We start from the raw sequence: 23,393 nt of genomic DNA, 5'->3' as shown, positions 1-23,393 counted from the left end.
CCCAATTTATTATAAAAAATATTTTACTACTCATATTTTATTTATCTGTTGTTTTTTGACTAGTATTACTAGATCGATATTCTCTTGATCTTATCCTAGACCAAGGATCCTTTTGGGAAAGTATCGATTTAAGATAAGCTATATTTTCTTTTGCTTCTTCAGGATCTAATTCTTGAGAGGCGATATCATAAGCCTCTTTGATTCGTCCTTGCAATCCAATAACTAAGGCTAAATTTTGTCTTATACGGCTATCAGCTCCTAACATCCTTGAGGCGTAACGCATTTTTTCTTCCGCCATTTTTATGTCTCCTGTTAATAGGTATGACATCGCTATATTAGATACAATAGATGGCTCATTAGGAGCTATTTCTAAAGCTTTATTATACTCTGTTCGCGCTTCCAAATATTTTCCCATTTGAGATAGAATAGATGCTTTTGCTGATATTAGTGTCCAATCTGGCATATCAGGTCTTTGGGCACGTTCAACTGAATCCAACGCTTCCTCTAAGTGTCCAGAATTTGCTAAAGCTTTGCTATAAGCTGACAGCACTTCTGTATCATTTGGATACAATATCGCAATTTGTTGCATTACAGCAACCGCTTGTGAATATCTTCCTATCCTTCGCAATGCATCTGCATATGCAATGCCTATCACTTTATTTTTAGGATTTGATTGATATTTACTTCCAATATCATTTGTTATATCCAATAATTCCACATGAGTAATGTTTTCAAGGGAATTTAGATCAGGTATGGCTAAACGGGAATAACCACTAAAACCACAACTTGATTCTAATGTAATTATGCTTATAATCGCAATATGCTTGCAGATCCTTCTTAAATATAGCAAATAAGAATAAACTCTATGAAAATAAATTATCATTTTATTCCTTTAATTTTTTAATCATATGCAATAAATAACATTCATATTACTTAATTCACTAGTAGACATCAATTAAAATTTTAATATAAACATAGAAATTACATCATATTATATGATATAATTAATAAGTTATTGAGATAAAATTACAATTATATTTTTCATTATCCATATATATGAATATAATATCAGATATTATCTAGGAATTTGTCTTTCATAATAGAATTTAAATCACTATCAAAAGGGAACTGTATTTTTATTCCTATTTCATTTACTGTTGCCAAAAGATTTTTCTCTAAATATTCTGTTAGCTTATCTATACGAAATACTGATAGTGCTTTTTTCCCTATTATTATTCCGATTGTTCCAATTTTAATATTATTTATTATAACATGTAAGCTATCATGCGATATATTGTGATCTCCGATTATAATCGCTGAGCGTTTGCGTATAGAGCTTCGGTGTTGTATTCTTGAAACAACTTCTTGTCCAATATAGCAACCTTTAGTAAATGAAATTCCTTTCAAAGCATCCATCCATATATCATGAGGGAATAATGTAGTTGGCGCAAAATCAAAATTAGGATCAACGATACCATTATCAATTCTTAGCTCATGGTATCTTTTAGGATCGGACATTTTATCTTTAGTACGTCCTTTTATCCTATGAACTATTATATTACTAGATATTAAAAATCTTTCATCTACTAATGAATCATTTTCATATTTATCATGGGACCAATATATGCTTACTCCGTTAGTTTTTTGCAATTCTATAACAACATCTGAGCGCAGTTTATAGCAAAGAAGTTTTTCTATAAAACAAATACATTTACTCTCGTCTATCTCTAATAAAAAAACATTTTCCTCAATTTTACTGATTATAAAATAAAATAAAATTTTACCTTGGGGTGTAAGTACAGCACTACCTCGTGCTATCCCAAAAGGTATGCTATCTACATCTGCTGTGATAATTCTTTGCAAAAAGGAAGAAGAACATTTACCACTAACTTTTATAAAAGATTTGTCTGGTAAGTAAACAGATGGCATTATAATTCCTTAATAAAACTATTTTATAAAAAAGTAATACCATTGATAAGTTATAATATTATGCAAATAAAACATGATTAATATATTTTTATAAGAACGTATTAAATATCCAACTAATGATGTAAACAATAGATCTATTCAAGATGATTAAAAATAGATCATATATTTACACGAAAAAGGTTCCAATAACTTAAAAAATTATTGAATAATACGATCAGGAGAGAATTCTCCTGCTAACATACGTGCTATAAGCGAGTTTAGCAGGCTTTCTACTTTTTCTTCCCCGTGTATTCGAACTGTTTCGCGAATCGCTTGCGCCATTGCGACATTAGCGAGTATTTCTGGTTCTATTCCATCTGCCATTCCTCCAGCCCAAGCTTCATTTTGATACTCAATAGCAACTTGCATTTTTTCGTTTAATAGAATGTTATCATTATCCTTAACATTCTTTCTCGTATTTCTCATGCTTCCCACAGTTCATACTCCCAGCTAGATAAATGCAAACAGTTCAATATAAAACTAAATGATATTATCAAATAATAATCATTTAATACAGCGAAGAATCTAATTTTAATTAACAGGATATTGTATAAATAGCTAATAGTATAGTTGTTTTAAATTAAAAAATTACAATTTTTCCTAATTTATTTTTAAAATAGCTGTTTATCTTTTTTTGAAAAATAATAGTTAATAGATACATATATTATAATTAATTGTTTTATTTGTTTTTTGACGATAGCTGATAATCATGAATTTTTACAATTATATAAATTATTATCTGAGTAAATATTATTATAGTTACTACTATACTAATATTTTATGCCTATTTATGTCAGTATATCTATGATTTTAAAAAGACATAATATTTATTAAATACATCTACTATAGGTTCTTTATTAGTTTTTTCAAAGTAATTGTATCCTATTTGAATAATTTGCCAAAAATTGTATTCTGGGTGTGATTTATAAATATTCATATTTTTTTGTGTCATACGAAAAGGAAATGATTGTATTTGTACATAATCTTGTATCTTCCCTTGGAGTGAGTCCCTAATTATAGCATAAATTTCTTGCATTTGTATATCGTTCATTGCATAGCATCCTGCTGAGGAACACCCTCCATGAATCATTATATCTTTTCCTGTGCGATGATTTGCTTTATCAAATTCATTGGGAAATCCAATGTTGATTGAGAGATAGTGTTGTGAATTAGGATTTAAATTTTCCAATCTTACTTTATAGAACCCTTCAGGAGATTGTTTATCTCCATCCTCTATTTTAGATCCGAGCTTTCCTGACCATGCACATATTTTATATGATTTTAGCAAAACATATTTTTCATTTTTCGTATACTTCCATATTTCGAGAACGTTTTCTTTCTTAAAAATCCTGATTAAGCTTGGATAATTCTGATCTGTTTGCATTAAATGCATCTTACGAATAATGGTTTTAGATAAAGGATATTCTGCTCTATCTATAAAATCTTTTCTCCATCCACATCCGCTGGTTAATATCAATAATGCAATTACGAAGCTACCATATAAACTAAAATGATTCATGTTTACCAACTATACTTTACAGCTTAAGATAAAAAAACTAACATTTAAATCATTTATATACTTCTTCCAATACTTAGATATTTTTGATGTCTATTCTGACGGATCTCTTCAGCGCAATATTTTGATAGATCGGATATTGCCATCCTGATTGTTTCACGTACAGAGAAGATGGTTTTAGAATGATTTCTATGAGCGCCTCCTATAGGTTCTGGGATAATCCCGTCAATAACAGAAAATCTTTTTAGATCATCTGCTGTTATCTTCATAGCGGCAGCAGCTTGAGGAGCGCGAGATGGATCTTTCCAAAGGATAGAAGATGCGCCTTCCGGGGAAATAACGCTGTAAATAGAGTTTTCTAGCATATAAACACGATCTGCTGCAGCTATCCCCATTGCTCCTCCAGATCCTCCTTCTCCAATGATGACTGCTATAATTGGCGTTCTTAAGTTAAGACACATTTCAGTACAACGTGCAATAGCTTCTCCTTGTCCGCGTTCTTCAGCATCAATTCCAGGATAAGCGCCAGCCGTATCTACAAACGAAATAACTGGCAATCCAAATCGATCAGCTAACTGCATAATACGCACGGCTTTACGATATCCTTCTGGACGTGGGCTGCCGAAGTTATGTTTAATCCTTGATTTGGTATCCGATCCTTTTTCTTGCCCAATAATGGCAACAGATTGTCCATCAAATTTTGCAAGTCCTGTTTGCATTGCTTGATCATCACCAAATAATCTATCTCCAGATAGAGGTATAAAATTGGTAAAAATATCTGCTACATAATCAACAAAATGTGGTCTATTTGGATGTCTAGAAACTTGGGTTTTTTGCCAAGGATCCAGCTTCGAATATATCTCAGATAGAGTTTCATGGACCATATTTTCTAATTTAGTTATTTCTTTAGAATTATCGCAATCTTCTTCTCCATTAGATATCTTTTTTAGCTCATGGATTTTTGCTTCTATATCAGATATTGGTTTTTCAAAATCGAGGTAATTATGCATGGAATAATTTATTAGCCTATTAATGAAAGAATTATACTATATTATAACTTTAATGCCGCTTTTATTTATTAGCAAGAGGATGGTAATTTTGAACTAATTTTTGTAATTTTTCTGGCATTAAATGTATGTATATTTGAGTTGTTGATATGTCTGCATGACCTAGCAGAACCTGCACAGTTCGAAGATCAGCACCTCCTTCAAGTAGATGACTTGCGAATGCATGTCGTATTACATGAGGAGATATGCTATTCATTGATATTCCCGCGCGAGAAGCTAGATTTTTTAAATCTCGTGCGAATACTTGGCGACTTAGATGCCCTTTCTTTGAAGATGATGGAAATAACCATGGGCTATTTTTCATTCCAACAATTTTAGATCTTATTTCTTTATATTTTTGCATTGCGTTTAAAACTGAAGGAGGAAAAACTACGAGGCGTTCTTTATTTCCTTTTCCTCGAATTATTATTGTTCGCTCATTTAAGTTTAAAGTGCTAGCAGGTAGAGTTACAAGTTCGCTAACTCGCATTCCAGTTGAATATAATAGCTCCACCAGTAAAAGCATCCTGATGCGCTTCCACTTGTCTATAGAAGGCTCTTTTGATTCTATAGATGCTTGTTTCAGAAGATCTGTAACAGATTTTTTCCCTATAATACGTGGTAGATTATGATTTTTTTTTGGGAATTCAAGTATTCTAGCAGGATTGTCTTTTCTAATGCCTTCTGTGCAAAGAAAAGTGTAGAATTGTCGAATCGTAGATATTTTCCTTCTCTGAGAACTTGATTCTAATTTTTTTTCAAAAATATTATGCAGATAAAGAACTATGTCGTTTGAAGAGGCGGATGATAACATCAATCCCCTTTCTTTCAAAAACATAAAAACTTCTGTAAGATCGCTTTTATAAGCAGACAACGTATTGGTACTGGCAACCCGTTCAGAGCTCATCATTTCAAGGAAACGCTCTATTAGATTTTCATGATCTGTTTTTTCTTTTATTCTTATTTTCAAGATCTTTTTAAAATATATTTTAATTTTTCTAATATCTATTATTAATCAACATATGCTTTATATTTTAATAAAAGCATATAACGCTAATAATATGCTTTTGGCAATTATGTCAATTAGATTGTTTATTTAACATTAATAATTTGTATTAAATTATATCAAACTCATATATACAGATTGTTTTACCTGTTTTTGATTGAATTATTACACTATTTTATAATTATTCAAATTAGCATTTGATTTAATGATGTTTTTTTTGCAATTATTTATACCATCCTTACCTAAGTTTAGGTTATCTTAATTGATAAATGAATAAGCTTGGAATTTTTGGTTCCTAGATGTATAATATTTTATTATTTGGGATATGTTTCATCTTGAGATATTGTTGTTCTATAATATCGTTATATTTTGATATTTAGTTCCATATTTTGTTGATATTATTTCATTAGCATATTTATTAAATACTACTTTTTATCTCTATATGCAAACCACATACTAAATTTTAGACGTTTATTGTTCTTCATTAATTATTTATAAAAAACGTTTATTTAGCATTTGATATAATTTAAAGTAATTTTATGAAATTATCGGATAGTTCTATAGATATAATTGTCCCAGATTTTTGGTTTTTTATAGAAAAGAGATTACAATTTAAATGTTGATTTTCTGCTCTACATGCATTTGAACAAGGTAATTGAGTATAAAGAATAAATTCAAAAGCGAGGCGTGGAATAGACATTTCTTTCCAATAGTTTTTAAATTTATCCATATCTTCTGTTATATAGTATTTGGAATCATATATATGCATAGATTTATTTTTATGCATTCTTGTTGAGTTATCCATTTAGATATAAATTATATGTAATATTCTACCATAATTTATCCTGATTAATAAATTATTGATTAATTTATGAAGCTGTTTAGTTGATTTATATCAGTTTTAATCATCTCTTTTAGATTAGATATCTCTGAGTTTAATTCATTTAGCAATCTTTCTAATTTTTCTTGAGCTTCCAATATTTCTAAAATTAATCAAGTTCCTAAAATCATTGCCTTTTCTTCAATATCTGAAAATTTTCCCTCCGTCTCTAAGAAGTCATATCCATATAATATATATGAATATTACAATAAGGTAATTATTGTAATATTCATGTCTATGATATTCATTTTGCTTTCTATCATAGATTTTTTAACTAAAAAAATGCTGATTGTCTTCTAAGATTATCGTATTAATTTGGTAAATATAATTCAACTAAAAATTGATAATTTTATATATTTTGATCAAAATATTGATCTAAAAAAATTATGGTGATAAAAATAGAAAACATCGTATAATCAATAACCTTAATTTTACCTTACTCTGTATTAAGAGATAGTTAAGTTATTGATTTTTCTTAATTAATAAAATGATAGTGTTTTATAAGTGATTTTTAGAATTAAAAAAGATAGTCATATATATAGAGATAGTCATATACGTTCTACTTTAAGTAAGAAGAATTTTGTTCTTGTTGGATTAATGGGAGCAGGGAAGACGACAGTTGGTAGCATTATGTCTTCTATAATTAAAATTCCTTTCGTTGATGTTGATCATGAAATTGAAAAATTATCTTCAATGAGTATAGAAGATTTTTTTAATTATCACGGAGAAGATGCGTTTCGAGATCTAGAATTGCGGGTTACAAAGTTTTTTTTACAAGGAACTAATCGTATTATTGCACTTGGAGGAGGAGGGTTTATTAACGATGAAATTCGTGAATATATTCTAGAAAAAGGAATAACTTTGTGGTTACAAGCTAATTTTGACATATTATGGAATAGGATAAATAATAGCTTAGACAAACGTCCTTTGCTTAATCTGTCTGATCCAAAGGAAACGTTAAGAAAATTAATGGAATCTAGAAATTCAATATATGCAAAAGCAGATATGGTTTTAGTTTCATCTGACCTTTCAATAGAAGAGACAGTTGATAATGCTATAAGCAAATTAGCTGATTATAATTTTTAATAATTACAACAAATTATAAGTTATCTTTTTTAATTAACTATAATTTATATCCAGGATAGATTATGTTTTTATCAATTGTAATATTATTAAGTGCATTAGTAATCATTAATTTTATTATTAGTATTCATATCATTTAGTTATGCAGTTTTTTCAATATATAATTAGATTAATTGTTTTAAAGAGCCTGTTTTTTATCTGGAGAAAAAGCTTCTATGGAAATTGCATGTAATCCATTATTTATTTCATCATTAAGTAACTCATATATTTTTTTATGTATCATTATTTTATTCATTCCTTTGAATTTTTGTGATATAATTCTTATGCGAATGTGAGTTTCGCCAGATCCATCGAATTCTGGTTTATGTCCTATATGTAAATTGCTTTCGTTTATTATTTCTAATTCGCTTGGAGATAGTGCGATTCTGATTTTTTTTGTTATTCTATTTATAAGAGATATATGATTAGTTTGCATTGTATTTCCTATTTATTGTATATTTTGACTTATATATTAACAATGGTTGTTTATAAATACCCTTGTCTTATAATTTACAGTAGTTAATAATAAGCTATTATGAAACTTGATTCTAAATATTTTGATCGTATCCGAACGAATAAAAAGCGGAAGGGCAATACTTCTAGCAATAAGTCTTCTATGTGCCAGTGGGATAACTGTAAGTGCATAGGCGAATACCGTGCTCCAGTTGGTCGTAGTGCTGAAAATCATTTTTTCCTTTTCTGCCTTGAGCATGTTAAAAGATATAACAAAGGGTATAATTACTTCTTAGAACTTTCTAATGATGAAGTTGGATTTTATCAGAAAGAAGCAGTTACAGGGGGGCGTTTTACTTGGACTGACGAATTATACTCAAAACGTCATTCTTCTACTTATAAAGAAAATAAATTTTCTTATGGTAATTTTGCTGATCGTGGAGATAGTCGCATCAGCTCAATGCAGTTTAATGCATTAGAAATATTGGGTTTATTATCCGATTCTTCCCCTGAAGATATAAGGCTAAGATACAAAAGTTTGATCAAAAAACATCATCCAGATTTTAATGGGGGGGATCGTGGATCAGAAGAGCGTTTTCAAGCAGTCATTCAGGCTTATAGATTATTGAAACAATCTGGAATGTGCTAAATAAACTATGTGTAACAATTAATTGACTTTAAAGTGTTATATTATTTTAGCTAATATTCCACATATCATTTGTTTATTTCTGAATTTTCTTATTTTACATATCATCATATGCATATATATTGCTATTAAAGTAATCGAGAACAGCTAATATGTTTTATAAAAATATTTAATATACGCAATATAATATGAGAATTGAATATAAATTTGATCAACTATTAATCAAAACTTTATAATGAAAAGGTGATATAATATTAATTTGATTAAATACAAAATATAATATTGATAATAACCTATTAAGAGGTTTCTTTAGACATTTTCTTTATTATTTGATCACGCAAAAGTCTTGTACGATCAGAAAGATTATTCTTTTTAGATTTTAAAAGATACTGATCGAGTCCACCTATGTGTTCAACTGATCTCAGAGCATGTTTTGAAATACGAAGCTGATATTTTTGCCCAAGAACATCTGAAATTAGCGCAATATTACACAGATTAGGCAGAAACCTACGCTTTGTTTTATTATTAGCGTGGCTTACTTTATTCCCCGACATTACTTTTATTCCTGTTAATTCACATACGCGAGACATACATCTGCTCCTTTTACAGCTTTTAAGAAAATAACAATTCCCTTATTTTATCTTGATTACTATGATGGCATTCTTATAATAAACAACCGGTCTTATATGTCAGGCAGCACAAATACGGCTATTCCTTATAGAAGACTATATATACACTTTCATTCAGTATAATTACATACATCTATAATTCAAAAAATACTAGTCCTGTTTCAATGTTAATTAGCCATTTTATATTTACATCATTGTTAATATATTATTAAATAATAACAATCATTTGTTAAGGTATAATTTAATTTTCCCCTGTAATAATTTTTATATTGATTTGTCTTATATTGTCTGTTCTTTTTATCTATATTAAAAGAAAACTGCTACTTGATACAACTAGATTTATAAATTGATATTTTATTTGAATAAATCTTTGCGTCTACGAAGTTCAGTAAAAAAATCTATCTCGCTTGCATCTTCCATTTGTATATTTTTTCTTAGTATTAAATTTTCAGTTCTTAAAAAAGGATTTGTCTTTTTTTCAATAGATAGCATAGTGGGATTAGTGTATATTTTTGTGTTATATAAATATTCTATCCTAGCAAAATATTTTTGTAGTTCTAAGTTATTTGAATCAAAAGATAATGCAAATCTAGCGTTATTATAGGTATATTCATGACCGAAATAAATTTGTGTTTTTTCAGGCAATGATTTTATCTTTTTTAGTGATTCAAACATTTCATGATAACTGTTTTTATAGATTTTGCCGCATCCTATTGAAAATAAAGTATCACCTACAAAAATAATATTATCTTCTAAAAAATGATAACATATGTGACCTTTTGTATGTCCAGGAGTAGCAATAATTCTCACTGGATGTTCTCCGAATGTTATTATTTCTCCGCATATAAGTCCGTGATTAATACCAGGGATTTTATCTAATTCAATTAGTGGTCCAAATACTATACAATCAAAAATATTTTTTAACTCTAAATTGGCTATTGTGTGATCCGAATGATGATGTGTATTGAAAATATGTGTTAAATTCCATTTTTTTTTATCTAGCATCTTCAATATTGTATCAGTATCAGGAGAATCTATAGCAGCTGTTAAGTTATTTTTATTATAATGAACTATGATACAAAAGTTGTCTTTATAAAGATTTGTGGCTATTTCCAGATATTTCACAGTTTATTATCCCTTTGAATCAATTTTTTATGTTGATATCTGCATTAATCTTTAAAATATCGGTTATATTATATGGTTTATAGATCAATTATAACAGATTATTTTGAATTCGAGTTGATATTATTTAATTTAGAAAATTTTAAAGTTCATATTTTTATGATTTGGTTATAGATGGTATATCAGAATTATTATTGATAATATGGAATGCTCTAACAGGACGTCGTATTAGTATTTGAATATTAAATTTCTTTATTATATTATTGCCAAAGGCAAACAGGTACTGCTTTATCCTTTTATTCATATATGGTAGGGCGCAACAAATTTGCCTCTTTATAGTCTTCTGTCGATTTTATTATAATTGTTCTTTATTTGGCTTTTTAAGAATATCATTATTTAATACTTATTGATGTATGCTGGTTATATATTGCTGGAAATATGCTTTTTATTTATCCCTAAGCAAATGTTGAGTTTGAAAAAAATTGATAATAATCTTATATTATTTTATTACTTCTATGTGATTTGATCTAAGAAATTTTTATATGCATATCTTCAGATATTAGATTTTGCTGTGCTTTAATATACTAATTTTATTTATTATTTGGACATTGTATTTTTTATATTAAATATGATATGATTTTGGTTTATTAGAATTATTTGGTATCACATAATGCTATATTTAAACTTATGAAAAATGCTATCATATGTAAATAATATCTATTTTCATCCTATTCAATAATTTTATTATGATAAAATTATGATTTTAAAATACATTACATAATTTATATATTAAACGATATTTTAAAATATAATTTTAATACAAAATGTCTAAAGGTAGAAATTGCGTTATCTTATTTATACTATATCCATATTTTTTGTTTTGATAATAGGAGGGTTTATCTCATTTATAAGATATATTGATAATATCAAACCATTGGAAAATATATCTGCACAAGCTATTATAGTATTGACTGGAGAAAGAAGTAGGATAGAGAAAGCATTTGAATTATTAGAGCAAAAAATAGGACAAAGATTGCTTATATCAGGGGTGCATCGTTCTGTTAATAAGGAGGTATTATATCAAAAGATCCCTATAAAATCAGATTTAGCAATGTGTTGTGTAGATATAGGATATGAAGCTCTAGATACTGCTGGTAATGCTAGAGAGGCATATAACTGGATAAAAAAAAATAGATATCGTGATATTATTGTAGTAACAAGCAGTTATCATATGCCTAGAATACTTTTTGAATTACGCAAAATTGATTTTACTATAAACTTTATTCCATATTCAATTACTAGTTATAATTTCAAAACAAATATTTTTATGTTAGATATAAAGATGATAAAAAAATTATTTATAGAATATTTAAAAATGATATTATTGCTTTCACATAATTTTTTGCATAATTTTATAATTTAACTTAGATTATTACTATGAAATAATAGGATAAAATATGATTTTTATTAGATCTTTGATTTTTAATATTTTATTTATCATCAATACTTTTTTTACGCTAATAGTCTTAAGTATATCTCATTTATTCATCACAAGAAAAAAATGTGCGCATATTGCTAAAATATGGGCAAAGATAAATCAATTATTGTTAAAATATGTTACAAAAACTAATGTTGTAATTGAAGGATTAGATAATATTCCTAAAACGGGCTGTATTATAGCTATTAAACATCAATCATCTTGGGATACTTTTTATTTTTTAACTTGTGTAGAAGATCCTATATTTATATTAAAACATACTGTTTTTTTCATACCAATAATAGGATTTTATTGTTTAAAACAGGGTATGATTGGAGTTGATCGCAGTTCAAAGAGGCTTGATATGAAAAATATCATAGATCGTTCTAGACAAGCAGTGGATAATAATCGCCAGTTAATAATATATCCTGAGGGGACACGTCTTCTTCCGGGTGAAAAGGCTATATATAAAAAAGGCATATCGCATATATATGATTCTCTTAAAGTGCCAGTAATACCAATTGTTGTTCATGCTGGCTTGTTTTGGCCAAAAGGGCGATTTGTACGTTATCCAGGATATTTTAAAGTACGAGTTTTAAATCCAATTCCACCTGATATGCCCAGGAAAAAATTCTTCGAAGAATTCCAGATAAAGATGGAACATGAGAGTGAAATACTCTTGTTAGAGACTATTAAAGATAATCCTCACTTAAATCTTCCGCTTACAGCTAAAATGTTTTATCATAGGTCACAGAATAACGTTATTTCTTGAATATTATTTATTTCAATTAGCCAATTTAATCTAATTTATATGAATATTGATATGATATATAATAAATTTCAATAATATATTTTTATATAAGTTATTTATCAAAGACATCAAATATTTATTTTGCATTAATGAAGTTTTTTAAAAAATTATAATGACAAAAAATAAAGTACCGACAAAAAATAACATTTATAGATTGTATAATATATATTTTAATTTTATTTTGGTATATTTTATCTAAAATATTGTATTTCTAAACGTTATTTTTTTATTTAATTTATGATATTTTTTATGACATGAGTAGTATGATACCGGGATTAATATTATATAACTTAATACACTAATTATTATAACTTCCCATAAAAAATGTATCATAAATGCTATATAAGGTGTTACACATAGAATAATTGGTAACACCAAATCTTTACGAATAGTTCCTTGGATTTCTTTAAAAGACCATATTGGTAACTTAGAACATAATAAAAAGCTGATTATCATTGCGTAAATTGTTGATAAATAGATGTATATTCCTACTATATTAATTCCCAAAAAAGTTATATATAGAGGTAACATTAATAGTATTGCTCCAAGTGGAGCTGGGACGCCAATAAAATACTCTTTTTCCCAAGGTTCTTTATGGCTTGATTCATTCATAATGTTAAACCTTGCCAGACGCAAACTTGTTGCGATAGTATACATTAAAGCTATACTCCATCCAAATGTATTAGCCTTTGATAGTAGGGAGATATATAAGACCAATGCAGGGGCGATGCCAAAATTAATAACATCTGCTATCGAATCTAACTGTTCTCCAAACTTTGAAGTTGCTTTCATGAAACGAGCTATACGCCCATCTATCCCATCAAGAAAAGCTGCTATTAGTATCATAAATACAGCTTTTTCGTATTTACCTTCCAATGCTGAGCCAATACCACTAAACCCCGAACATATAGCGAGAATCGTTACTAAATTAGGAAAAACAAGCTTAAGAGGCATAATATCCTTTTCTTGGGTGTCTCCTTTTATTTCTTGACTATGTTTAGTGATAAAATCATTTGCATTGATATCAGGTTTTTTTTCTTCCACTATAAAATTCCTTATCCTATAAAAAATATTAGATAATTATCCGCGGAGTACTAATAAAGGTGGTTTATTTGAATTGAATTCAGCTATAATTGTTTCTCCTGCCACTGTTTTTTGATCAATTGCAACACGTATATTAGCAATTTTAGGAACGAAAAGATCTACTCGTGAACCAAATCTTATTAACCCAAATCTCGTTCCTGTTTCGATTTTCATATTTGGTTTGACCCAGCAAACTATTCTACGTGCAATAAAACCAGCGATTTGTACAACGCCAATTTTACCATGAATCGTCTCAATTACTAAACTATATCTCTCATTTGTTTCGCTCGCTTTATCTAATTCAGCATTCATAAATTGTCCGTTACGATGTATGCCACTTATAATCTCACCGCTAATAGGACTGCGGTTGACATGACAATCAAAAATATTCATGAATATTGAAACACGAAACATCACATCATCTTCTAGTTCTAATTCTGGAGGTGGGGTAACTTCGCATATTGCGGACACACGACCATCAGCAGGACTAATTAATAAATTAGGATCAATCGGTGTTACTCTCTCTGGATCTCGAAAAAAATAAGAGCACCAAACAGTTAGTATGATTCCTATCCAAAATAATACATTACTCCACATTCCTAGTATTACTGCAATTGCAAGAAAAGATATTATAAAAGGCCAACCATGAAAATGGATAGGAAATAAAATTTTGCGTATCGTTCTTATAAAATTCATGAACAGAATTTCTCCTTTAAAATAGAGTGTTCTTTTTTAGATTAATACTTTCCATAACTACTTAAAATCTGCTATTTTTAAAATAATTAAGATTAACATATATTATACTATAAATGTAAAAATTAAAGTTAACGTTACTGGTATATTTTATATTATTATATTAAGATATATCGTAATGATATGAAATAATTTCGATTTTTTATTCAATCATATGTTCTTGCTGCTTTTTCCACATTGAAGAATAAATACCATTTAACGACATTAAATGTTTATGGTTGCCTTGCTCTGCGATTTTACCTTCATTTAAAACAACTATTACATCAGCATTTACAATAGTAGATAATCTATGAGCAATAATTAGAGTAGTACGATTTGTTGATAACGAATCTAAAGCATTTTGGATAGATCTTTCTGTAATTGTGTCAAGAGATGATGTGGCTTCATCAAAGATCATTATAGGTGGATTTTTGATTACAGCACGTGCTATAGACACACGCTGTTTTTCCCCTCCAGATAATTTTAGACCTCGCTCTCCTACCATAGTATCATATCCATTTGGCAAAGACATGATAAAAGATTTAAGATGTGCAACCTCTACAGCGGCTTCTAAATCCTTTTCAGATGCATCAGGACGTCCATAAAGAATATTATAGCGCAAAGTATCATTAAATAAAACGGTATCTTGTGCAATTATTCCTATAGCTTCTCTTAAAGATTCTTTGGTTACCATCCTTATGTCATGTCCATCAATACTAATAGAGCCATCTTGTATATCGTATAATCTATAAATAAGCTTTGAAATAGTGGATTTACCGACCCCTGATTTTCCAATCAATGCTGTTTTTTTTCTAGCAGGGATCTCAAGAGAGAAACCCTTAATAATTTGATTGTCTAGGTTATAGGAAAAGAAAACTTTATCGAAATTTATTGTGCCTTTTGTTATTTTTAAATTATCAGCATTCGTAATATTTTTTATTTCTATTTTTTCGCTGAGAATATTAAATAGTTCTTCTATTTCTATGAAGCTCTGCCTAGTATCTCTATATATTGTTCCAATAATATTTAATGGGATAGAAAGCTGTGATAGTAATGCATTTATAAATACAAAATCTCCAATGCTTTGTTGACCTATATTAACAGCATGAGATGACATAATCATTATTATTATTATCCCTATGCTAAGAATCAGTCCTTGTCCGAAATTTAGCCAACCTAAAGAAGTTGAAATAGATATAGCTGCCTTTTCATATTTTGAGATAGCTTTTTCAAATCTTTTAATTTCTGCTTTTTCAGCATTAAAATATTGCATAGTTTCAAAATTTATGAGAGAATCAAAGACGTTAGCGTGTGTTTCATTTCCTAATTGATTCATTTGTCGAAAAAGTCTCACGCGCCAATTGCTTGTTACTACAGTAAATGTAGTATAAAATAAAACTGTAATTGCGATTACAGCGACGTAAAAATATCCATAACTATACCATAAAAATGCTATAGCAATAAAAAATTCAATAACTGTTGGTATAAGATGAACAACCATTATTCGTAAGATTGTTTCAATAGCTTTGGTGCCATTTCCTATTGCCGCTGATAGTTTTCCAACTTTATAATCAACATGAAATCGTTGTGATAATCTATATATGTGCGATACTACTTGATGGTATAGCTTGCATGTGGCTCCTTGAGCAGCTTTAGCAAATAAGCAGTCTCGCAATTGGTTCATTATCAAGCTTAATACACGCGCTGTACCATAAGAAGATATTAAAACAATAACACCAGTTGTTATATGAAATGTTGTGTTTTGTTGATTAATTTGTTCATTCAAAGCATCTGTTATCCACTTGAATAGAAAAGGAACTCCAAGTAACATGACCTTTGATGCAATAAGAAAAAATATTGATCCTAATATGCGTATTTTTAAATCCAAACTGCCTTTTGGCCATATATATGGCCAAATTTTTTTTAGAACACTCAATGAATTGTTAGATGAAGATGACATTTGATCCACTTCTTTACTTATAATTTATTCAACAATATAACAAATATAGATTTAAATATTGTCTTTCAATATCGCTACAAATTTTCTTATATTAAAGACATGAAATTTAGTATTATTATACATATCTCTGTAAAATATACTTTAAATCAATTGAAAAACATATCTTAAATCAATTTATATTTAGTTTTTATTATTTTTAGATTTAATTACTGTTTCTTTATTCGTTAAAACTACAGGCAATATGTATATGAGCAAAGAAACAAATATTAGAATGAATACAATTATATCTATTTTACTAATAGGTTGTTTTAGTACGAATATGGTGTTTATCATCATTACGATTGGAGCAAGATATTCCATGATTCCAACGGTGGATAATTTAGTGATTTTAATAGCATATGAAAATACACAAAATACAATAGAATTAATAATTCCATATCCTACCAATAGCATTGTATCAGAAAAACCATTTAAAAAATGACTTTCACCTTTATTATATAACCAAACAGCGATAATTATAGATGGAATAGATAGAAAGAACATTTCCAAAAGAAAACCGTCGATGGATTTAGCTGCAATTGTTTTCCTAGTAAAGCAGTAAGAGCTCCATGTAATTGCTATACTCAATGATAAAAAAGGTAATCCTTTGTAAAATGTCATTATTAGTAGAGCAGTAACTGTAATAATTGTTGCAGCAACCTGCATTTTGCTCATTTTTTCTTTTAGAAACAAAGTTCCTAAAGCAATAGAAATAATAGGAGTGATAAAAAAACTAAGAGAAGTTTCAAATCCCCTTCCTGCTAATAGTGCATATATAAATACTCCCCAATGGCATGCGAGTAATGTTGCACTTAATATCAACATCAACAATACTTTAGTATTTTTTACAGTATATTTTAATGAAGCCATATCTCCAGAAAAACATCTAAATGCCAAAAATACACCAGGCAGCGACCATAAAACACGATGAATTATGACTTCAAAATAAGGTACATGTTCCAAGAACTGTGTATAAAGGGGGGTGAGTCCCCACATAGAATATGCAAAAAACACAAGACAAACGCCTAAAGAGCTTTCATAATTATATCTTTTTGTTGAATTATTTTTACTATTCACAATCTCATCCTACACTTTATATAACATTCATAAAACATTTAAGAAAAAATACATTGTGTATAATAGTAATAATAATCCTTTTGAAAAGGTTTATTAGTAATTTTGCTATATTTTTATTATTTTTTTATATAAAAGTTATTATTTGTATTTCCATGTACTAAATTTTTTGCCATTCTTTGGATCTTTGTGATCTTCTAACATGATCCCATTTCTTTCAATTTGTTCTCTAATACTATCTGCTGCATTGAAGTTTTTTGTTTCTAAAAAATTGATTCTATCTTGAATCAATTTTTCAATATCAATTGACAGCTTTTCATTTATAATAGATCTATTGACTTTTATTCCTAAAATTTCCGCACTAGTATTAAATATAGGAATTAAATCGTGATTTTTAACGCAATCGCGAGCTAATTTATGCAGGGCTTGTACTGCAGATACAGTATTTAGATCATTGCATAGTGCAGAAATCACAGGACTATGATGAACATCGCTATATACTTCATCACTTGGCCATTTAGATATCAATTTTTCTGCGTCTTTTAAACGTTGTATAGTAAAATCTATTGGTTCTCGATAGTGAGTCATTAGCATTGCAAGACGTATTACCGGAGCTGACCAAGATTTTCCTCCAAATTTTTTTGTTTCTAAAAGTTCATTAATAGTAATAAAATTCCCTGTAGATTTTGACATTTTATTACTTTCAAGGTTTAAAAATCCATTATGAATCCAAAAGTTAGCTATATTATCTGTGTTATTAGCGCAGCATGATTGTGCAATTTCGTTTTCATGATGTGGAAAAATTAAATCAATTCCTCCTCCATGAATATCAAAAACTTTTCCAAGATAGTGATAAGACATGCTAGAACACTCTATATGCCATCCAGGACGACCTCTTCCCCAAGGAGATTCCCATCCCAGATCTTTGTCAGATGATTTTTTCCATAGCACAAAATCGGCAGGATTTTTTTTATGGCTTTTTTCAGGAATACGTATTCCGATCTTTTGTTCATAGATATTACGATTAGATAGCAATCCATAATTTTTTATAGAACTTATATCGAATAAAACTTCTCCATTAGCTTCATAAGCATGGCCATTACTCATGATCTTTTTGATCAAATCTATCATTTGAGAAATATGTTCTGTAGCTTTTGGTTGATGAGTAGGAAGAAGACAGCCTAATTTTGTTATATCATGGATAAATTGTTGTGTGTACTTATTTGTTATTTCATTTATTGCTTCGTTTATTGGCATGTATGGATAATCTATACGTGCACGGTTAATGATTTTATCATCTATATCAGTGATATTACGGACATAAGTTACACACTTATTACCATATATATGTCGCAAAAGGCGATATAATATATCAAATATTATCATAGGTCTAGCATTGCCAATATGTGCAAAATCATAAACAGTGGGGCCACAAACATACATTCTCACGTTACACGTATCTATTGCTTGGAATTCAGTTGTTTTTCGTTCGAGGGTATTGTATATCTTAAGCTTATTTTTCATAAAAAGACCTTTGATATGTTGATCTAGTTAAAGCTGTGGCTAAAAACATTTATAAATTGGATTTATATTGCCCAGATTAAACTAATTTTTTCAATCTAATATTGATAAATTTAATTTTTTAAAAATAAAATAAATATTACTATATCAACTTACATTTGCATTACTTACCGAAGCTATATTAATTTTAGTTAATTTTTTTGTGCAAGGAAATACCCAGTATTTTGTAATATAATAAAAATATATCAACATTATATGATAAATATGTGCAATTATATTTAATTATATTATAAATATGTGCAATTATATTTAATTATATTATAAATATGTGCAATTATATTAACAATATTTTAATTTACGATCAGTAAGATGCAGCCAGTTTTTAGATGAAAATAGGTTTTATATATATTTGTATTCTTGTTTAAACAATACATTTAATCATTAAAATAATTGAGAACATATCTATGGATTTTCTGGATATTGCAAAGAAATAAGACATATGTAATTTTTGTAATTATGTTTTTATTATATATTTTTATTATAGATTGATGTATGCTTTTTAAATTATCTTTGATATTAATATGAATATTATCAACAAAAGGATATTAGTTTCAAAAAAATAACTATTTTATAAAATAGAGATATCTTATATTTATTTTAATTTTAGTTGTTTATATTATCTAATGCACTTGTGTACTTTTCAATTTTTATATGACACGCAAGCATTATTTTCATTCATAAGAATGATATTTTAATATAGGTCAGATTTATGAGATATACCATGATTAAAGGTATTAAGCATTCGATTATGGTTAGTGAAGGTTCTGTTGCTATAGAATTTTCTATATTGGCATTCCCTTATTTTTTTGTTGTTTTCGCTATATTGGAGATTTGCATTTGTTTTTCAGCTCAGCAATTATTTGATAATGCTTCATATACTATATCACGTCAGATACGTACAGGTGAGCTTAATAAAGATAATAGCAGTATTAGGAATATTCGTTCTTTGTTTTGTCGTGAAGTCAGATATTTGATATCTTGCTCTTCAACAGAACCACAAAAAGTGCGCGATCTTTATATTGACGTTAAAAAAATTAACTCTTTAGGAGATATTCCTCGAGATATACCTCGTCTTGGTACGAATGTCGATGCTCCAATAAATGATGTAGGTTTTGGTTTTAATCCTGGTGATCCTGGAAGTTATAATGTTTTTAGAGCTTTCTATCATTGGCCGGTATTTAGCAATTTTATGATTAAGTATCTTGCTGCAGTAAAGCATCCTGATAAAAAAACATCAGATTACTTGATGGCTTCAGTTGTAGTATTTAAAAATGAATTATTTGATAAATGAAGTTTATTAGAAGATATTTTTTGAGATTTTTCCATTGTCATCACGGCGTAGCCGCAGTAGAAATGGCTATAATTTTTCCAATTTTAATATGTATTTATATTTTTACCTATGAGATTGCCAACATTTATTCTTTTTCTAAAAGGATAACTCGTGTTGCGGGATCTATAGGTGATATTGTTGCGCAAGAGAATAGTATTAATAACAGATATTTAGATAATTTTTCTCTTTTAGCAAAAGCTACTATGTATCCTTATAGTTATAATAGTATTAATCATAAAATTTCTATAAAGATTGTAGGTTATTGGATTGATGATAGATCAGTTATTCATAGGAAATGGTTTTGGTCTTCTGATAAATCATCTTCTTCAAACTGTAAAATTCCGGATTCTATGATAGATAATTCTGTATTTATAGTTTGCTCTGATGTATCTGGATCTTATCCTTATACCATTTTTCCTAAGGATTTTTCTCCTTCTTATATTAAAGATATAAAAATTAATAGGACTTTTTATTACCGTCAGCGTCTAGGTGAGATAATCACTTGTTATGATTGTATTAATTAGAACGATTGAGCAGATATTGTTGATAATATATTCAATCAAATCTAATTTTTATTTTTGATCAATTTTTAGATTAGCAATATGTGCTGCTATGCTAAATTTGTTTTTTAAGTATTATTAAATATTTTTTACAATGTCAAATTTGTTAATATATTTATACGTGTTTAATGAATAAGTTAGATTGTTAATTTATTTGCTATTACAATGAGTGTTAGCGATTCATTACCAAAATTTCAATTTAATTAATATATAAGTATTTTATATCAAAAGATTTTACTGGCTTAGAATATTGATTTGCGTTTAAGATATTTCAAAATAACCATAAGTTTAGTATATAATCTGATAATATAGTTTTATAAGATTACGACTTTTATGATTTTATTATTTGTGTAATAATTTTTATATTCTAAAATTAAATGATGTCTTGCCAATAAGCTGATAAGCAAATCATCATATTCCTATAATATGAAATCTATCCTCAACTTTTTCTATTTTCCCAAGAATAATTTTTTCAAGTGCTAAAGGATATAAAATATTTTCAACAGATAATAGTCTTTTTGAAAGGCTTTCTTCTGTTTCGTCAGATAATATAGGTATTGCTGCTTGAGCAACGATAGGACCTTCATCAATATTTTCTGTTACTATATGTACTGTACATCCTGTTATTTTAACTCCAGACTTTAGAGCGCGACGATGAGTATGGAGGCCGGGGAATAGTGGTAACAGAGATGGATGAATATTAAGAATCTTATTTTTATAATTTTCTATAAATTCCTTGCTTAGAATTCTAATATATCCTGCGAGACATATCAGATCTGGTTTTATGGAAGAAATTTGTGTGATAATTGCTTTTTCGTGTTCTTTTGTTGACTTATAATTATTATAAGGAATCGTATATATAGGTATATTCTCTTCTTTTGCTTTGATAATGCCTTTTGCATTAGGGTTATCTGAAATAACCCCAATAACTTTGGCAGGATATCCTGTTTTTTTTGTTGCGTGGATAATAGAAAGCATATTTGTGCCATTACCCGATATAAATACAACAATATTTTTATAAATCATATAATTAAAGATCCCTTATAGAGAATAGGTGATACCTTGTTATTACGTTGTATTACTTTTCCACAGTATATTATGTTCTCTCCATTTTCTTGTAAAATTTTTATGACATAATCCGCACTTTCAGGACTTACAATAAGTATCATTCCAATTCCACAGTTAAATGTACTAAGCATCTCTGTGGAGTTAATATTAGCTTTTTTAGATATCCATGATATAACTTTTGGCACTTTTATCGAATTCAAATCGATCTCTCCTATAAGATTATTAGGGATAGATCTAGGTATATTTTCTGTAAGTCCTCCGCCTGTGATGTGTGCCAGTGCTTTTATTTGTTTTGTTTTTCTAATTGTTTTAAGAATGGATTTAACGTATATTTTAGTTGGCGTCAGAAGCGCTTCTCCTAGATTTTGATTTTTAGAAAAAGGGGATTGATCTTCCCAAGATAATTTTGATAGTTCTACAATTTTTCTTACCAATGAAAATCCATTGGAGTGTAAGCCTGAGGATTCCAATCCAAGTATTAAATCGCCTGCACATACGTTATCAGAAGATAATATTTGTTTACGTTCTACGGCTCCTACAGCAAATCCTGCAAGATCATAATCTTTTCCGCTGTATATTCCTGGCATTTCAGCGGTTTCCCCGCCAATTAACGCACATCCAGCTTGGCGACATCCTTCAGCTATTCCTTTGACTATTATATTTGCTTGATTAGGATCAAGTTTACTCGTTGCTAAATAATCAAGAAAAAATAAAGGCTCTGCGCCATTGACTAAGATATCGTTTACGCACATTGCGACAAGATCTATTCCGATAGTATCATTTTTGTTCATTTCAGAAGCTATTTTGAGTTTGGTGCCTACACCATCGCTGGATGATACTATAATGGGATCTGTAAAACCTGCTTTTTTTATATCGAATAAACTTCCAAATCCGCCTATTTCCCCGATGCATCCTACACGTTCTGTAGATTTTACAGTTGATTTAATTTTTTCAACGGTTAGATTTCCTGCTTTGATGTTGACTCCAGCATCACTATATGTGAGCTCATTTCCTTCTTCGTGCTTCACATTTATTCTCCTATAGATCTTAGGTGATTTTGATTTTATTAATCGGTGATATAGATGTTATTATTTTTTTCTAAAAATAACTTATTGTATTTGCGTCTTGCTTATCTTAGATTCTTAACTCAAGTACTATTATATTGGGCTATGTTTTTATGCAATATCCGAGTTAATATTTTGTCAAATGGCTAATTTTCTGATGATTAGTTGTAGAGTTGAAATTTAATTATGAAATTTTGTAAATTTTTCCCAGGGAACACGTATTTTG

At 28.5% G+C, this 23,393-nt stretch carries 23 protein-coding genes; 6 read left to right on the top strand and 17 right to left on the bottom strand.

The genetic code is table 11. From position 1 onward, the window contains the following. Positions 1–37: 37 nt before the first annotated feature. From LAM_RS04940 to LAM_RS04910, 7 genes are all read right to left on the bottom strand, one after another. Positions 38–883: a tetratricopeptide repeat protein gene (locus LAM_RS04940; RefSeq protein ID WP_007556580.1), complete on the bottom strand. Its 846-nt coding sequence runs from the start codon at positions 881–883 to the stop codon at positions 38–40. A 185-nt stretch (positions 884–1,068) separates the two neighbouring features. Next, entirely contained in the window at positions 1,069–1,929 is an 861-nt protein-coding gene (gene ygfZ, locus LAM_RS04935) for a CAF17-like 4Fe-4S cluster assembly/insertion protein YgfZ (RefSeq protein ID WP_007556579.1), read from the bottom strand. 198 nt (positions 1,930–2,127) lie between these two features. After that, positions 2,128–2,394 carry a hypothetical protein gene (locus LAM_RS04930; RefSeq protein WP_144079431.1) on the bottom strand — a complete coding sequence of 89 codons (267 nt, stop codon included), beginning with the start codon at positions 2,392–2,394 and terminating at the stop codon, positions 2,128–2,130. 376 nt (positions 2,395–2,770) lie between these two features. Continuing rightward, positions 2,771–3,487, bottom strand: a complete 717-nt coding sequence (locus tag LAM_RS04925; RefSeq protein WP_007556576.1) for a L,D-transpeptidase family protein — start codon at positions 3,485–3,487, stop codon at positions 2,771–2,773. Between the two features lie 53 nt (positions 3,488–3,540). Continuing rightward, positions 3,541–4,494 (bottom strand): acetyl-CoA carboxylase carboxyltransferase subunit alpha, encoded by a 954-nt coding sequence (locus LAM_RS04920; RefSeq protein WP_007556575.1) that lies wholly within the window; start codon positions 4,492–4,494, stop codon positions 3,541–3,543. A 61-nt stretch (positions 4,495–4,555) separates the two neighbouring features. Continuing rightward, entirely contained in the window at positions 4,556–5,500 is a 945-nt protein-coding gene (locus tag LAM_RS04915; protein ID WP_007556574.1) for a site-specific tyrosine recombinase XerD, read from the bottom strand. A gap of 562 nt (positions 5,501–6,062) precedes the next feature. Next, a complete protein-coding gene (locus LAM_RS04910; protein WP_007556573.1) occupies positions 6,063–6,323 on the bottom strand; it encodes a hypothetical protein in 261 nt (86 codons plus the stop codon). A 597-nt stretch (positions 6,324–6,920) separates the two neighbouring features. On the opposite strand from LAM_RS04910, the gene LAM_RS04905 reads away from it, so the two are divergent. Next, complete coding sequence (locus LAM_RS04905) at positions 6,921–7,502, top strand: shikimate kinase (RefSeq protein ID WP_007556572.1); 582 nt, start codon at positions 6,921–6,923, stop codon at positions 7,500–7,502. A gap of 175 nt (positions 7,503–7,677) precedes the next feature. On the opposite strand, the gene LAM_RS04900 is transcribed toward LAM_RS04905, so the two are convergent. After that, positions 7,678–7,974 (bottom strand): BolA family protein, encoded by a 297-nt coding sequence (locus tag LAM_RS04900; RefSeq protein ID WP_007556571.1) that lies wholly within the window; start codon positions 7,972–7,974, stop codon positions 7,678–7,680. 99 nt (positions 7,975–8,073) lie between these two features. On the opposite strand from LAM_RS04900, the gene LAM_RS04895 reads away from it, so the two are divergent. After that, complete coding sequence (locus tag LAM_RS04895; protein WP_023466408.1) at positions 8,074–8,640, top strand: J domain-containing protein; 567 nt, start codon at positions 8,074–8,076, stop codon at positions 8,638–8,640. Positions 8,641–8,933: 293 nt separating this feature from the next. Here the strand turns inward: LAM_RS04895 and rpmB are convergent, their stop codons facing one another. Both rpmB and gloB read right to left on the bottom strand, forming a co-directional pair. Next, a complete protein-coding gene (rpmB, locus tag LAM_RS04890) occupies positions 8,934–9,227 on the bottom strand; it encodes a 50S ribosomal protein L28 (RefSeq protein WP_007556569.1) in 294 nt (97 codons plus the stop codon). A 393-nt stretch (positions 9,228–9,620) separates the two neighbouring features. Beyond that, the gene (gloB, locus tag LAM_RS04885) at positions 9,621–10,391 is read right to left on the bottom strand and encodes a hydroxyacylglutathione hydrolase (RefSeq protein WP_007556568.1); all 771 of its coding nucleotides are present in this window, start codon (positions 10,389–10,391) and stop codon (positions 9,621–9,623) included. Between the two features lie 838 nt (positions 10,392–11,229). Here gloB and LAM_RS04880 point away from each other — a divergent pair. Beyond that, positions 11,230–11,811 carry a YdcF family protein gene (locus tag LAM_RS04880; RefSeq protein WP_023466406.1) on the top strand — a complete coding sequence of 194 codons (582 nt, stop codon included), beginning with the start codon at positions 11,230–11,232 and terminating at the stop codon, positions 11,809–11,811. A 34-nt stretch (positions 11,812–11,845) separates the two neighbouring features. Then, complete coding sequence (locus LAM_RS04875; protein WP_007556566.1) at positions 11,846–12,637, top strand: lysophospholipid acyltransferase family protein; 792 nt, start codon at positions 11,846–11,848, stop codon at positions 12,635–12,637. Positions 12,638–12,871: 234 nt separating this feature from the next. Here the strand turns inward: LAM_RS04875 and pssA are convergent, their stop codons facing one another. From pssA to cysS, 5 genes are all read right to left on the bottom strand, one after another. Continuing rightward, positions 12,872–13,720, bottom strand: coding sequence for a CDP-diacylglycerol--serine O-phosphatidyltransferase (pssA, locus tag LAM_RS04870; protein ID WP_007556565.1), 849 nt, complete (start codon positions 13,718–13,720; stop codon positions 12,872–12,874). A gap of 36 nt (positions 13,721–13,756) precedes the next feature. Then, the gene (locus LAM_RS04865; protein ID WP_007556564.1) at positions 13,757–14,455 is read right to left on the bottom strand and encodes a phosphatidylserine decarboxylase; all 699 of its coding nucleotides are present in this window, start codon (positions 14,453–14,455) and stop codon (positions 13,757–13,759) included. Positions 14,456–14,654: 199 nt separating this feature from the next. Beyond that, entirely contained in the window at positions 14,655–16,451 is a 1,797-nt protein-coding gene (locus LAM_RS04860; protein ID WP_007556563.1) for an ABCB family ABC transporter ATP-binding protein/permease, read from the bottom strand. 180 nt (positions 16,452–16,631) lie between these two features. Further along, positions 16,632–17,567: an EamA family transporter RarD gene (gene rarD, locus LAM_RS04855; protein ID WP_007556562.1), complete on the bottom strand. Its 936-nt coding sequence runs from the start codon at positions 17,565–17,567 to the stop codon at positions 16,632–16,634. A 138-nt stretch (positions 17,568–17,705) separates the two neighbouring features. Then, on the bottom strand, positions 17,706–19,088 hold the full coding sequence (gene cysS, locus LAM_RS04850) for a cysteine--tRNA ligase (protein WP_023466404.1): 1,383 nt from the start codon (positions 19,086–19,088) through the stop codon (positions 17,706–17,708). A gap of 766 nt (positions 19,089–19,854) precedes the next feature. On the opposite strand from cysS, the gene LAM_RS04845 reads away from it, so the two are divergent. Both LAM_RS04845 and LAM_RS04840 read left to right on the top strand, forming a co-directional pair. Next, positions 19,855–20,436 (top strand): TadE/TadG family type IV pilus assembly protein, encoded by a 582-nt coding sequence (locus LAM_RS04845; protein ID WP_023466403.1) that lies wholly within the window; start codon positions 19,855–19,857, stop codon positions 20,434–20,436. A 20-nt stretch (positions 20,437–20,456) separates the two neighbouring features. Further along, a complete protein-coding gene (locus LAM_RS04840; protein ID WP_007556559.1) occupies positions 20,457–20,999 on the top strand; it encodes a TadE/TadG family type IV pilus assembly protein in 543 nt (180 codons plus the stop codon). Between the two features lie 447 nt (positions 21,000–21,446). On the opposite strand, the gene purN is transcribed toward LAM_RS04840, so the two are convergent. Together purN and purM are read right to left on the bottom strand one after the other, a co-directional pair. Then, positions 21,447–22,061: a phosphoribosylglycinamide formyltransferase gene (purN, locus tag LAM_RS04835; RefSeq protein WP_007556558.1), complete on the bottom strand. Its 615-nt coding sequence runs from the start codon at positions 22,059–22,061 to the stop codon at positions 21,447–21,449. Continuing rightward, the gene (purM, locus tag LAM_RS04830) at positions 22,058–23,131 is read right to left on the bottom strand and encodes a phosphoribosylformylglycinamidine cyclo-ligase (protein ID WP_007556557.1); all 1,074 of its coding nucleotides are present in this window, start codon (positions 23,129–23,131) and stop codon (positions 22,058–22,060) included. Before purM ends, purN begins: the two co-directional genes overlap by 4 nt. Positions 23,132–23,393 lie beyond the last annotated feature (262 nt).

The sequence above is a fragment of the Candidatus Liberibacter americanus str. Sao Paulo genome, assembly GCF_000496595.1.
Lineage (GTDB): Bacteria > Pseudomonadota > Alphaproteobacteria > Rhizobiales > Rhizobiaceae > Liberibacter > Liberibacter americanus.
The sequence above is the reverse complement of the archived record's forward strand: the minus strand, read 5'-3'. Positions and strand labels throughout refer to the sequence as shown.